We start from the raw sequence: 14,395 nt of genomic DNA, 5'->3' as shown, positions 1-14,395 counted from the left end.
CTGGAGGATTCGAACCTCCGACCGCCTGGTTCGTAGCCAGGTACTCTATCCAGCTGAGCTAAGAGCGCACGGTTTTAGTATCAACTTAGTCAATACAAGGACTTTCATTCTTAAAAGAAATAAACCCTTAAATAGTGGCGCGTCCTGGAGGATTCGAACCTCCGACCGCCTGGTTCGTAGCCAGGTACTCTATCCAGCTGAGCTAAGGACGCACGGTTTTTGATATTAATTCTCGATGAACGATTTATCAATATCAGGATTCACATTCATATAAGAACTAAACCCTAAATAGTGGCGCGCTCTGGAGGATTCGAACCTCCGACCGCCTGGTTCGTAGCCAGGTACTCTATCCAGCTGAGCTAAGAGCGCACGGTTTTAGTATCAACTTAGTCAATACAAGGACTTTCATTCTTAAAAGAAATAAACCCTTAAATAGTGGCGCGTCCTGGAGGATTCGAACCTCCGACCGCCTGGTTCGTAGCCAGGTACTCTATCCAGCTGAGCTAAGGACGCACATTTACATTGTCTAAATTGCTAATTTTAGACTCGCAAGAAATGGCGGTGAGGGAGGGATTCGAACCCTCGATGCAGCTACAAACCACATACTCCCTTAGCAGGGGAGCGCCTTCGGCCACTCGGCCACCTCACCTAATTCATTATTCTCAAATCACTTACAAGTAAGAAAAGAGAGAATGGCGCGTCCTGGAGGATTCGAACCTCCGACCGCCTGGTTCGTAGCCAGGTACTCTATCCAGCTGAGCTAAGGACGCACATTTACATTGTCTAAATTGCTAATTTTAGACTCGCAAGAAATGGCGGTGAGGGAGGGATTCGAACCCTCGATGCAGCTACAAACCACATACTCCCTTAGCAGGGGAGCGCCTTCGGCCTCTCGGCCACCTCACCGTCTTGCGGAGGCACATATTACGTTTTACCGAAAATATGTCAAACACTTTATTGAAAAAAATTGGACAAAAACACTCAACCGTTTGCTATTTAATCAAAGCGCTTGCAAATTGAACTTATAAGATTCAAATCGCGCTTTTTCCCTTAAAAATTAAGGTGAAAGATTGGCAATAATAAACAGCCGAAAACAATTATCTAATTTCTCCAGCAGCAAGTGCTACCGCTGATGGCACAATACTACGGGATGCGTATTTTCGCCATAGGGGAAGCTAATAAATCTTGAGTTTTGCCAAACAAAATACAGAGCAACCGTTCTGTTCAACCTTGTCTGTATCTCGCTGCATCACAAAGCATTCACTTCACCACTTTGAGACTGAAGCGTTATCCAACCTATCTATGTCCCAATCAGTGTTTCTATTCCCCAAGATCAAAAAAGGCTAGCAACAATGCTAGCCTCTTCTCTACGCAAAAGTATTAGTAGTTGCCAGATGCAACGTTACCATTACCTTTTTCAGCTTGAATGCGCATGTAGATCTCTTCACGGTGAACAGATACTTCTTTAGGTGCGTTAACACCGATACGTACTTGGTTACCTTTAACGCCTAGTACAGTAACTGTTACTTCATCACCAATCATCAGTGTTTCGCCAACGCGGCGAGTCAAAATTAGCATTCTTTGCTCCTTGAGTAATCTCTAAATTTATCTAGCTACGAGAGCATTATCCAACAAAAGTTATATTTTCGTAAACTATCGATTGAGTTTATTTAACCAAAATGCACTTCTTTTTTAGGATAACCCTGTGTTTCACGCGCTACGATGTATGCATTGTGTAATATGTTAGCAGCCATATCGACTTGCGTTGGTGATATCACCAAAGTTAAAGACTGCTGCTGCAATAAGTGATGCTGTACATCAATTTCGCCTTCAGACAACAATCCATGTGAACTGACCACAATTTCTTGTGTTCGGCTTCCTACCACAGTTAACAAACTAACCTGTTCACTATTACGGATTTTCTCAGCAAAAACTAGTTTTAATTTGGCACTTATGTCTTGTTTAATAATGAGTGCTGCCCGTTCTGTTTCCTCGATCACACTACAGACTTCGATACCCAACAGTTGGCAATGTGAAATGAAAGACGGTAAATCTTCATTCAAACACTCGATACGTACCATATCTCTTTGGATGGCGATGCCAGCAATGTCATTCAAACACTGATTACCCGCGATCAACGTGCCCTCGCCTTGTTCAAAGCTTGAAAGCACTCGCAATGGCACGTTGTGCTGCCATGCATACTGAACACAAGGAAGGTGCAATACCTTAGCGCCTCGGCGGGCCATCTCTTCCATAGAAGGAAAGTCTAAGGTATCTAATTTCTGAGATTGCTTTACGACTCTAGGGTCACAAGAGTAAACACCATCTACATCAGTATAGATCTGGCATTCTTTCGCCTGTAAGGCACCCGCAAGCGCTACCGCTGTAGTATCTGAACCACCGCGACCTAATGTTGTGATATCGCCTTTCGCATTGAATCCTTGAAAGCCTGCAACAATGACAATCTGGTTGTCATCTAGCAGAGCTTGAATCGGAGCAGTATCAATACGCTCAATCGCTGCATTATTATGATTAGAATCCGTGTGTATCTTGGCTTGGTAGCCAGTCATCGATGTCGCTTCATAACCTAACTTGTGTAACGTCATTGCTAACAAGGCCATGGAAACTTGCTCGCCAGCCGTTAACAACACATCCAGTTCTCTAGCGTTTGGTACGCTATCAACTTGTGTGGCTAAGTTAACTAACCGATTTGTTTCACCAGACATAGCAGAAACGACAACCACAATCTGGTTCCCTTCATTTTTCGCTTCAATGATTTTTTCTGCTACATGATGGATTCTTTCAATTGAACCCACCGACGTTCCACCAAATTTCTGCACGATAAGAGGCATTTTCACCCGTCCTCACCTTCCCAAGACCAATGTCTATATATGACAAAAAAACACATACTCCGCGTCAGGGCGAAGCAATAAAAAATTAACCAAGGAGTCTAACGCCACCATTAGACTTCTTGGTTAATCTCAATCAAACCTTGTTTAAACACACTTCCAATAAGCAAAATAAAAGATGCCCAATCAACTGATTGGGCATCTTTGTATCAATTACTTAAGCTTAAAGACGTTCTTCTAGCCAAGTACGCACCGATTTAAGCGCTTCTGGCAGTGCTTCAACGTCTGTACCGCCCGCTTGAGCCATATCTGGACGACCGCCGCCTTTACCGCCAACTTGCTCAGCAACCATCTTAACGAGATCACCCGCTTTTACTTTGCCGATTAGGTCTTTGGTTACACCAGCAATCAAGCCAACTTTACCGTCTGCTACGTTCGCGATCAGGATGATACCGCTACCTACTTGGTTTTTAGCGTTATCAACCATAGTACGTAGGTTCTTGTTGTCTGCGCCTTCAATTGCAGCAACCAAAACTTTAGTACCCGAAATGTCTTCTACTTTGCCCATGATGTTTGCGCTTTCTGCAGCAGCCATCTTTTCTTTAAGCAGTTGAATTTCTTTCTCTAGCGATTTCGCTTTCTTAGCTGATTCAGCAAGTTTCTCTTCGTAAGCGTTAGCCTGAGCTTCTACTGCATCTAGAGCAGCTTCACCCGTTACCGCTTCAATACGACGAATACCCGCAGCAATACCACCTTCAGAAGTGATCTTGAATAGGCCGATATCACCCGTGTTGCTTGCGTGGATACCACCACAAAGTTCAGTAGAGAAATCGCCCATAGATAGAACGCGAACTTCATCATCGTACTTCTCGCCAAACAGTGCCATTGCACCTTTTTCTTTCGCTGACTCGATGTCCATGATGTTGGTTTCAATCACGTGGTTCTTACGAACTTGTGTGTTAACCAAGCGCTCTACTTCTTTAATCTGTGCCGGTGTTACCGCTTCAAGGTTAGAGAAGTCAAAACGTAGATTGTCTGGCTTAACTAAAGAACCTTTCTGAGCAACGTGCTCACCTAACACTTCGCGCAATGCAGAGTGAAGTAAGTGCGTTGCAGAGTGGTTTAGTGAGATAGCAGCACGACGCTCAGCGTCAACCGTTGCTTCTACTTTATCGCCCTTAGCAAATACACCTTCAACTAGCTCACCGTGGTGAGCAAATGCGTTACCTAGCTTCTGAGTATCTTGTACTTTGAAAAGACCCGACGCTGTTTTTAGTGTACCAGCATCACCACATTGACCGCCTGACTCAGCGTAGAATGGTGTCTCTTCAAGGATGATGATTGCTTTGTCGCCAGCCGATAGTGAAGATACTTCTTCGCCGTCAACAAATAGCGCAGAGATTTTACCTGCACCTTCAGTTGCTGTGTAACCACAGAACTCAGTGTTGGTGTCTACTTTGATTGTCGCGTTGTAATCCGTGCCGAATTGGCCAGCTTCACGTGCACGCTTACGCTGTGCTTCCATCGCCTTCTCAAAGCCTTCTTCATCGATAGTAAAGTCGCGTTCACGAGCTACATCGTTAGTAAGGTCAGCTGGGAAGCCGTATGTATCGTAAAGTTTGAAAACTGTTTCGCCGTCAAGCTCTTTGCCTTCAAGTGCATCTAGTGCGTCATTAAGAATAACCATGCCGCGCTCTAGAGTACGACCAAAGTTCTCTTCTTCAATACGAAGTACTTTTTCAACAAGCTCTTGCTGTTTCTTAAGTTCATCTGCCGCAGAGCCCATCACTTCAGCCAGTACACCCACAAGTTTGTGGAAGAACACGCCTTGTGCGCCAAGCTTGTTACCGTGACGAACTGCACGACGAATAATACGACGTAGAACGTAGCCACGCCCTTCGTTTGAAGGCATAACGCCGTCAGCGATTAGGAATGAACAAGAACGGATGTGGTCAGCAATAACGCGTAGCGATTGGTTAGATAGATCATCATGACCCACAACTTCCGCTGTCGCTTTGATTAGCTTTTGGAATACATCAATTTCGTAGTTAGAGTGAACGCCCTGCATGATTGCAGAAATACGCTCAATACCCATACCTGTATCTACAGCAGGCTTAGGTAGCGGTTCCATTGTGCCGTCAGCGTGACGGTTGAACTGCATGAATACGTTGTTCCAGATCTCGATGAAACGGTCACCATCTTCTTCAGGTGTGCCAGGACGGCCGCCCCAGATGTGCTCACCGTGATCGTAGAAGATTTCAGTACATGGACCACAAGGACCTGTGTCCCCCATCGTCCAGAAGTTATCAGACTCGAACTGTTTACCGCCTTCTTTGTCGCCAATGCGAACGATACGGTCAGCAGGTACACCTACTTTCTTGTTCCAGATATCGAATGCTTCATCATCTGTCTCGTATACTGTTACCAGTAGACGGTCTTTTGGCAGTTGAAGAGTTTCTGTCAGGAATTCCCAAGCAAAACCAATCGCTTCTTCTTTGAAGTAGTCGCCAAAGCTGAAGTTGCCTAGCATTTCAAAGAACGTGTGGTGACGAGCCGTGAAACCTACGTTTTCAAGGTCATTGTGTTTACCACCCGCACGTACACAACGCTGAGCCGTAGTTGCTCGAGTGTAGGCACGTTTTTCGGCGCCTAAGAAGCAATCTTTGAATTGGTTCATACCTGCGTTAGTAAATAGCAAGGTTGGATCGTTATGTGGAACTAACGATGAACTGTCTACGATTTGGTGTTCTTTGCTCTCAAAGAACTTAAGGAACGCGTTGCGAACCTCATCAGTGCTCATGTACATGCAGCTCTTCCTGAAAATAGTCGAGTTAGAATTTTGCCGTATTGTAGATCATGGTTAAGGCTTCGACTAGTTTTCTTGTAGAAAAGACACCCTTGGGCAGGATTTTAGTGGGAATTCGATAAAATGAAGAATATTCCACTATATCTAGCCGTGGAAAAGCAGAACTAAATTGACGACCTAGTACCGAAGAAACTCAATCAACGAAAGAGAGTTGACCAAAGACATGCTCGACGGAGCTGCTCCAATAAAAAAGCCCCGCATAAAATATGCGAGGCTTTAAGTTCTTTCAAAGCGGATGATTCTTTCAAATATCCACTCTATAAAACGTTAGCTTATAGCTCTTCGTTTTCTTCTTCTTTCTCTGCGTCTTTCTCTTCAAGAACAGCAGGAGTCAGTAGTAACTCACGAAGTTTAGTATCGATCTCTAGAGCAACTTCTGGATTTTCACGTAGGTATTTACCAGCGTTAGCTTTACCTTGGCCGATCTTATCGCCTTTGTAGCTGTACCAAGCGCCTGCTTTTTCTACTAGCTTATTCTTAACACCTAAGTCGATAAGCTCACCTTCGCGGTTGAAGCCTTTACCGTAAAGGATTTGAGTTTCAGCTTGTTTGAATGGTGCAGCAATCTTGTTCTTAACGACCTTGATACGAGTTTCGTTACCAACAACTTCATCACCATCTTTAATCGCACCAGTACGGCGAATATCAAGACGAACAGATGCGTAGAACTTAAGTGCATTACCACCTGTTGTTGTTTCAGGGTTACCGAACATCACACCAATTTTCATACGAATTTGGTTAATGAAGATAGCCATACAGTTAGACTGCTTAAGGTTACCCGTCAGCTTACGCATCGCTTGAGAAAGCATACGAGCCTGAAGACCCATGTGGCTATCGCCCATTTCGCCTTCGATTTCTGCTTTTGGTGTTAGGGCTGCTACTGAGTCAATAACAAGAACGTCGATTGCACCTGAACGAGCGAGTGCATCACAGATTTCAAGCGCTTGCTCACCCGTATCTGGTTGAGAAACAAGAAGTGCATCGATATCAACACCAAGCTTTTGAGCGTAGATAGGGTCTAGTGCGTGCTCCGCATCAACGAATGCACACGTTTTGCCCACTTTCTGTGCTGCAGCAATAAGCTCAAGCGTTAGCGTTGTTTTACCTGATGATTCTGGACCGTAAACTTCTACGATACGTCCCATAGGTAGGCCACCAGCACCTAGTGCGATATCTAGAGATAGAGAACCTGTAGAAATAGTTTCTACGTCCATTGTGCGGTTATCACCAAGACGCATGATAGAACCTTTACCAAATTGCTTTTCAATCTGACCAAGGGCTGCGGCTAACGCTTTTTGTTTATTCTCGTCCATTTCTATCTCCACATAATCGGTTGTCTCAACAAGCGATCTAGAATCTATTTCTAACCCACATAGGGGTGACTAATTGGCTTTCATTATACTGTTGATTCATACAGTGTCTATACCTGTATGAAAATAATTTGTACAAATGTTACTTACCTTCCATTGATAGGTAATCATAAATAACTTGCAGGGCATGGTGCGTGGCTTGTTGGCGTACTTGTGATCTGTCGCCTGTAAATACATGCGTTTCTACTTTATCCCAACCATTTAGCGCTTTCCACGCGAAGCATACCGTACCAACAGGCTTATCTTCGGTCGCGCCACCTGGGCCAGCAATGCCACTGATTGATACAGAGATAGTCCCGTTTGAATATTGCAATGCCCCGCTCGCCATTTCTATTACGACAGGCTCACTAACAGCGCCGAACTCAATTAAGGTTTTAAGTTGTACACCTATCATCTCTTGTTTGGCTTCATTGCTGTACGTAACAAAAGCGCGATCAAACCACCCAGAGCTGCCCGCAATCTCGGTGACTGCACTCGCGACACCTCCGCCAGTGCAAGATTCAGCCGTCACTAACACGTGTTTGTGTTTCACTAGTAATACACCTAACTTCTCACATAGTGTCTTTTCTATTTGCACAACGATACTCCTTCTCATGTTTAACGACTAACGATGGAAATGATCATTAAAATTGATTTACGACATCGTATTACTCAACCACAGTAAACGAAAGAGCAAAACCTAAACTCGATAACAAACAGCCTCTCATAACTTCCGCGAATTCCAACTCAATGTTGTCGCTATTGCTTAATTCACACGCAACATCTTTTATCTCTAAATATTCAATAATGATTAACGCATGTTAATTAGAACTTAATTTTCCTGAACACTTCCGTCATTTACCATTCTCATATAACCACAATTTGAGTAATGAAATGAAACTAACCCCAAGTATTAAACAAAAAGGGCATGTGTATATTGTTGGTGCTGGAACCGGTGACCCTGACCTTCTTACGGTTAAGGCATTACGCATCATTTCAACAGCCGATGTAGTTATTTACGACAATCTGATATCAGCTGACATTCTTGCCTTTATCCCCGAAGAGACTGAAAAGGTCTACGTCGGCAAAGTTTTCAATTCAAAGTGCATACTTCAATCTGAGATCAACCAGAAGATCCTAAAACACGCAGAGCTTGGCAAGACAGTTTGCCGCCTTAAAGGTGGAGACCCATTCGTATTTGGGCGTGGTGGCGAAGAAGCGCTTTTTCTCGACTATGCAGGCATAGCATTTGACATAGTCCCCGGGATCACAGCTGCAGTTGGTTGTTGCAGTTACGCTGGAATCCCCGTCACTCATCGCGGCATATCTAACGGCGTCACGATTGTCACTGCACGCGACCAACATGATTCAGACCACATTAACTGGAAAGGTCTTGCGAATGTAAATCACACCATTGTGTTTTATATGGGTCTACACAAAGCGGGCAACATTTCCAAGAACCTCATCGACCATGGGCTAAGAAAAGGGACTCCGACAGCCATTATCAGCAACGGTACGCGACATGACCAACGCGTCATTCGGTGCTCGTTAAGTGAACTCCCCGATGCTGTCGATATCTGTAATCCACCCATGCCTGCCGTCATCGTCGTAGGCCACGTCGTCAAACTTTCAGAAACCATTGATTGGTTCACCAAGCGTGAAACGTTCGATGGTTACGTACGCAGATTTTTCACAAAAATGCCAGAGGCAGAACATGTCTAAATTTTTAACTAATGATGAACTCCAAGGTGTCATTTCAGATTTGAAAGAAACCTACCGAGTGATGTCACCGATGTACGAACGCATGGGCGGCCGGTTTGCTCATACTGATAACCTAATCTACGACGAAATAGAGTCTTTTAGCGATATCGTCTGGAAGGAAAAGTCTCATTTCTCTCCAAAAGAAGTGGTTTTTCCTATCACTGAAACTCTATTTTGGTTAGATGGAAACGAACTCAGAGAGTCAAAAGTCGACCCTCGACCTGTTGTTTTATTTTTGCGAGCTTGTGATATCAATGCCCTAAAAAGCTTGGATCACATGTTCTTAAAAAATGGTGGAAATGAAGATTTCTACTACAAACGTCTACGCGAAAAGCTCAAATTAGTTTTAATTGAGTGCGAATCAAGCTTTGAAAATTGCTTCTGCGTATCAATGAATGCCAATACGACCACTAACTTTTCAGCCTCTATTCGCTTCTATTCTGGTGGCGGTGCTGATGTGGTAACTCAAGATGAAGTCTTAGCTAAATACTTAGCTGAAGTCGGCATTGAATCAAATCATAAAACAGGTTTTGTTCAAGAAAACCACGTAAAAGTACGCACACCTGACCAAATATGTGGTGACCCAATTAAGGTTCGCGAGATCCTAACAGGCAACCCGGTTTGGAATGAATACGACAGCCGCTGCATTGGCTGTGGACGATGTACAACATCATGCCCTACCTGTAGCTGCTACAGCGTATTTGATGTGGTTTACAACCAAGAAGCTAAAGTGGGTGAGCGCCGTCGTCAGCATGCGAGCTGCATGACAGGGAACTTTACCGATATGGCTGGTGGACACCAATTCAGACAGAAGACGGGCGAACGACTTCGTTACCGCGCTCTGCACAAAGTTAATGACTTCAAAGCACGCCAAGGTGAGCACCATATGTGTGTTGGCTGTGGTCGCTGTGATGACAGCTGTCCGCATTACATTTCGTTCAGCAACATCATCAATAAAATGTCTGATCAAATTGAATTAACTTTGAAGAATGAGGCCGAAAATGTGCCAGTGTAAAAATCAATTATTACCTCAATCGTACAAGATCTTAGACATCACTAAGCATACTGAGATCGAATGGAACTTTCGTGTCGAGTGTGACTTCGATGTGAAATTCGGCCAATTTGTTGAAGTTTCATTACCATTATTCGGTGAGGCTCCTATCTCCATTTCAGACTTTGGTGAAGGCTATATCGACCTACTGATCCGTAAAGTCGGTAAGGTTACCGATGAGCTATTTACTAAACATGTTGGTGACATGGTATGGATGCGTGGTGTTCATGGTAATGGTTACCCAATGGAAAAATACCACGGTAAGCACTTAATCGTGATTGCTGGTGGTACTGGTGTCGCGCCTGTAAAAGGTTTGATCAACCACTTCAGTCACGAGACTCAGTTAGTAAAATCAATGGACGTGGTTGTCGGTTACAAAAACGATCAAGCCGTCCTTTACAAAGAAGAAATGAAGCATTGGAACGACACAATCAACCTGATTTGTACGCTGGATGAAGAGTCCAATAACAAGTTTTATCAAACTGGTCTTGTGACTAAATACATCGAAACGCTTGATTTATCAGATATTCACGACGTGCAACTGATTGTTGTTGGCCCTCCAATTATGATCAAATTCGTTGTAAAAGCTTTTCTAGAGCTTGGTCTTAAAGAAGAACAAATCTGGGTAGATTACGAGCGAAAAATGGCTTGTGCGGTAGGTAAATGTGGGCACTGCCGTATTGGTGAAAAGTACGTGTGTGTTGACGGGCCTGTATTCCAATACGACGAAGCACAGTCAATGGTTGATTAGGGAGACGACGATGAGTTTAGATGTAGATATTATCAAGATGCGTGCTGATGCGGACTATCGTCTATCGAAAGTTCGTGGCGAATGCATGATCAGTGTTCGAATCCCTGGTGGCATCATGCCCGCTCACCTACTTGCAACTGCGCAAGAGATTGCCGAGAAATGGGGTAACGGTGTTATCCACCTCACAACTCGCCAAAAATTAGCGATGCCAGGTATCCGCTACGAAGATATTCCAGAAGTAAATAAAGCACTGCGCCCATTTATTGAAGACATTACTCAAGATATTTGTGGCATTGAAGTGGAGGATCTTGAGGCAGGTTACCAATCAATTGGTGGACGAAATATTGTTGCTTGCCAAGGCAGCCAAATTTGTCAAAAAGCCAATACAGATACAACAGGACTAGCACAGCGCTTAGAACATCACGTATACCCAAGCAAATATCACTTGAAGATTGTCGCTGCGGGCTGCCCTAATGATTGCGCTAAAGCCAACATGGCAGACTTCGGTATATTAGGCATCGCAAAGATTGATTTCACATCAGAGCGTTGTATTGGTTGTGGTGCTTGTGTTGACGCTTGCTCCCACCATGCTGTGAACTGCCTATCTATTGTCGATGGCAAAGCAACCAAAGAAGAAAGCAAGTGCATCGGTTGCGGTGAGTGTGTTCTTGCCTGCCCAACTTTGGCATGGCAACGTAATCCAAAACAGTTGTACATGGTTAAGCTAGGTGGACGTACGTCGAAGAAAACCCCACGTGTGGGTAAATTATTCTTAAATTGGGTAACCGAAGAAGTGATTCATCAGGTTATTGAAAACCTATTTGAGTTTGAGAAAGAAATGCTGAAAGGTATTCCTAAGTATTTACATATGGGTCACCTCATTGACCAAGGTGGCTACCTAAGATTCAAAGAACGCGTATTAGACGGTGTTGAATTGAATCCAGAAGCCAAAGTAGCACAACGAATGTACTGGGCTGAAGATGAATATATGGCGAACATACATGTAAAATAAGCCGATAAAATCAGACAGCACAAAAAAAAAACACCTCTCACGAGGTGTTTTTTTGTTAGGGCTTTTGCATCTTTTCGCTTGAGCTGCTTTTCGCACGAAACGCTTTCACGTATCCTAAGCCGCAATAGAAATAAACGAAAGAAGTTAACTGTGAAAGCCGATCAAAAACATACTCCCATGATGCAGCAGTACCTAAAACTGAAAGCAGAAAACCCAGAAATTCTGCTGTTCTACCGCATGGGCGATTTCTACGAGCTTTTCTACGATGATGCTAAAAAAGCTTCTCAACTCCTCGATATTTCACTGACTAAACGCGGTTCATCAAACGGTGAGCCTATTCCTATGGCGGGTGTTCCTTACCATGCCGTTGAAGGGTACCTTGCAAAGTTAGTGCAACTTGGTGAATCCGTAGCAATTTGTGAACAGATTGGTAATCCAGCAACTTCAAAAGGCCCTGTTGAGCGTGCTGTTGTACGTATCGTTACACCCGGTACCGTGACCGATGAGGCATTGCTTTCTGAGCGCGTTGATAACCTGATTGCAGCCATCTACCATCACAACGGTAAGTTTGGTTACGCGACACTGGATATTACCTCCGGTCGATTCCAACTTTGCGAGCCAGAAACCGAAGAAGCAATGGCCGCAGAACTGCAGAGAACCTCGCCGCGTGAGCTACTGTTCCCTGAAGATTTCGAGCCAGTCAATCTAATGGCAAGCCGTAATGGAAACCGCCGCCGCCCGGTATGGGAATTTGAATTAGACACCGCTAAGCAGCAATTGAATAAGCAGTTTGGTACTCGCGATCTGGTTGGCTTTGGCGTAGAAAGCGCGAAACTGGGTCTATGTGCGGCTGGTTGTTTGATCCAATACGTGAAAGATACCCAACGTACTGCGCTTCCACATATCCGTTCACTGACGATGGATAAACAAGATCACTCGGTGATCCTTGATGCTGCGACTCGACGCAATCTAGAGATCACGCAAAATCTTGGTGGTGGTACTGATAACACCCTTGCCGAAGTACTTGATCACACTGCGACAGCAATGGGTAGCCGTATGCTTAAGCGCTGGTTACATCAACCAATGCGCAATATCTCGGCACTCGATCAGCGCTTAGATGCGATTGGTGAGATGAAAGATTTGGCTCTATTCACAGAGCTACAGCCAACCTTAAAGCAGATTGGTGATATCGAACGTATTCTCGCTCGATTAGCACTTCGCTCTGCTCGCCCTCGCGATATGGCGCGTCTTCGCCAAGCAATGGAATATTTGCCAGAGCTTGCTGAAACACTGACGCAGCTGAAGCACCCATACCTGACTCAACTTGCTCAATATGCCTCTCCTGTGGACGAAGTTTCTGAACTGCTTGAGCGTGCAATCAAAGAGAACCCACCGGTGGTTATCCGTGACGGTGGTGTGATTGCAGAAGGCTACAATGCCGAGTTAGACGAATGGCGCGACCTTGCAGCTGGCGCAACCGAATTTCTTGATAAGCTTGAGCAAGAAGAACGTGAACGTCATGGCATCGACACGCTTAAAGTTGGCTACAACAACGTACACGGTTTCTTCATTCAGGTAAGCCGTGGGCAAAGCCATCTTGTGCCGCCACACTATGTTCGCCGTCAAACGCTGAAAAACGCTGAGCGTTACATCATTCCTGAGCTAAAAGAGCACGAAGACAAAGTACTTAACTCTAAGTCGAAAGCGCTCGCTATCGAGAAACAGCTTTGGGAAGAGTTGTTTGACTTGCTACTGCCGTATCTAGAGCGCCTACAAAACATCGCCTCTTCGGTATCTCAGCTTGATGTTCTACAGAACTTGGCTGAGCGTGCAGATACCCTTGATTACTGTCGTCCAACCATGACTGAGTCTGCTGGCGTACAAATTCAGGCCGGTCGTCACCCTGTTGTTGAACAAGTGATGGACGAACCTTTCATTGCTAACCCTATCGACCTGAATGATCAACGTAAGATGCTGATCATCACTGGTCCCAACATGGGTGGTAAATCGACCTACATGCGCCAAACGGCACTCATCGCATTGATGGCTCATATCGGTTGTTATGTTCCTGCAGAAAGCGCAACCATCGGCTCTATCGACCGTATCTTTACGCGTATTGGCGCATCCGATGATTTGGCTTCTGGTCGTTCAACCTTCATGGTTGAGATGACAGAAACGGCGAATATCCTACACAATGCAACACCAAACAGCCTAGTGCTAATGGATGAAATCGGTCGTGGCACCAGTACTTACGATGGTCTGTCTCTGGCTTGGGCAAGTGCAGAGTGGCTAGCCAATCAAATCAATGCGATGACGCTGTTTGCAACGCACTACTTTGAGCTAACTGAACTGCCTAACCAACTTCCAACACTGGCTAACGTGCACCTAGATGCGGTAGAACACGGCGACAGCATTGCCTTTATGCACGCAGTTCAAGAAGGTGCAGCTAGTAAATCTTACGGTCTAGCAGTTGCAGGTTTAGCTGGCGTACCGAAAGCGGTGATCAAGAATGCTCGTGCGAAGCTGACTCAACTAGAAGCGTTAAGTATGGAGTCGCCAACATCGAAGCCAAGCGGTGTCGATATCGCAAACCAGCTGAGCCTGATCCCAGAGCCGAGTGAAGTCGAGCAAGCGCTAGCGAATGTTGATCCTGATGATCTAACTCCTCGCCAAGCATTAGAAGAACTTTACCGCTTGAAGAAGCTGCTTTAGTTTCTTACCAAATAGCTTGTTATTGCCGTTTGTGATTTTGATTA

10 protein-coding genes and 6 tRNA genes are annotated in these 14,395 nt (G+C 44.8%); 5 read left to right on the top strand and 11 right to left on the bottom strand.

The window, feature by feature from the left end:
• Positions 1-135: 135 nt before the first annotated feature.
• The 11 genes from MSG38_RS16275 to MSG38_RS16225 all read right to left on the bottom strand — a co-directional run bounded on the left by MSG38_RS16275 (position 136) and on the right by MSG38_RS16225 (position 7,680).
• A tRNA-Arg gene (locus tag MSG38_RS16275) sits at positions 136-212 on the bottom strand.
• 80 nt (positions 213-292) lie between these two features.
• Positions 293-369 (bottom strand) — tRNA-Arg (locus MSG38_RS16270).
• 67 nt (positions 370-436) lie between these two features.
• Positions 437-513: transfer RNA gene (locus tag MSG38_RS16265), tRNA-Arg, on the bottom strand.
• A gap of 43 nt (positions 514-556) precedes the next feature.
• Positions 557-649: transfer RNA gene (locus MSG38_RS16260), tRNA-Ser, on the bottom strand.
• 44 nt (positions 650-693) lie between these two features.
• A tRNA-Arg gene (locus tag MSG38_RS16255) sits at positions 694-770 on the bottom strand.
• Positions 771-813: 43 nt separating this feature from the next.
• A tRNA-Ser gene (locus MSG38_RS16250) sits at positions 814-906 on the bottom strand.
• 474 nt (positions 907-1,380) lie between these two features.
• The gene (gene csrA / locus MSG38_RS16245; RefSeq protein ID WP_004415691.1) at positions 1,381-1,578 is read right to left on the bottom strand and encodes a carbon storage regulator CsrA; all 198 of its coding nucleotides are present in this window, start codon (positions 1,576-1,578) and stop codon (positions 1,381-1,383) included.
• Positions 1,579-1,670: 92 nt separating this feature from the next.
• Complete coding sequence (locus tag MSG38_RS16240) at positions 1,671-2,852, bottom strand: aspartate kinase (RefSeq protein ID WP_081090215.1); 1,182 nt, start codon at positions 2,850-2,852, stop codon at positions 1,671-1,673.
• 220 nt (positions 2,853-3,072) lie between these two features.
• Complete coding sequence (alaS, locus tag MSG38_RS16235; RefSeq protein WP_248402224.1) at positions 3,073-5,655, bottom strand: alanine--tRNA ligase; 2,583 nt, start codon at positions 5,653-5,655, stop codon at positions 3,073-3,075.
• Between the two features lie 332 nt (positions 5,656-5,987).
• Positions 5,988-7,028 (bottom strand): recombinase RecA, encoded by a 1,041-nt coding sequence (gene recA, locus MSG38_RS16230; RefSeq protein ID WP_029225458.1) that lies wholly within the window; start codon positions 7,026-7,028, stop codon positions 5,988-5,990.
• Between the two features lie 139 nt (positions 7,029-7,167).
• A complete protein-coding gene (locus MSG38_RS16225; RefSeq protein WP_248385019.1) occupies positions 7,168-7,680 on the bottom strand; it encodes a CinA family protein in 513 nt (170 codons plus the stop codon).
• A 278-nt stretch (positions 7,681-7,958) separates the two neighbouring features.
• On the opposite strand from MSG38_RS16225, the gene cobA reads away from it, so the two are divergent.
• The 5 genes from cobA (at position 7,959) to mutS (ending at position 14,351) form a co-directional block, all read left to right on the top strand.
• On the top strand, positions 7,959-8,786 hold the full coding sequence (cobA, locus tag MSG38_RS16220) for a uroporphyrinogen-III C-methyltransferase (protein ID WP_248402223.1): 828 nt from the start codon (positions 7,959-7,961) through the stop codon (positions 8,784-8,786).
• Positions 8,779-9,840, top strand: coding sequence for an anaerobic sulfite reductase subunit AsrA (gene asrA / locus MSG38_RS16215; RefSeq protein ID WP_248402222.1), 1,062 nt, complete (start codon positions 8,779-8,781; stop codon positions 9,838-9,840). The genes cobA and asrA overlap by 8 nt, the downstream gene beginning before the upstream one ends.
• Positions 9,827-10,627: an anaerobic sulfite reductase subunit AsrB gene (asrB, locus tag MSG38_RS16210; protein WP_050711943.1), complete on the top strand. Its 801-nt coding sequence runs from the start codon at positions 9,827-9,829 to the stop codon at positions 10,625-10,627. The genes asrA and asrB overlap by 14 nt, the downstream gene beginning before the upstream one ends.
• Before the next feature lie 10 nt (positions 10,628-10,637).
• Positions 10,638-11,639, top strand: a complete 1,002-nt coding sequence (gene asrC / locus MSG38_RS16205) for a sulfite reductase subunit C (RefSeq protein WP_048615636.1) — start codon at positions 10,638-10,640, stop codon at positions 11,637-11,639.
• Between the two features lie 150 nt (positions 11,640-11,789).
• Positions 11,790-14,351, top strand: coding sequence for a DNA mismatch repair protein MutS (gene mutS, locus MSG38_RS16200; protein WP_048615637.1), 2,562 nt, complete (start codon positions 11,790-11,792; stop codon positions 14,349-14,351).
• Positions 14,352-14,395: the final 44 nt, after the last annotated feature.

This window comes from Vibrio sp. 1CM24A (genome assembly GCF_023161725.1).
Classification (GTDB): Bacteria; Pseudomonadota; Gammaproteobacteria; order Enterobacterales; family Vibrionaceae; genus Vibrio; species Vibrio coralliirubri.
The sequence above is the reverse complement of the archived record's forward strand: the minus strand, read 5'-3'. Positions and strand labels throughout refer to the sequence as shown.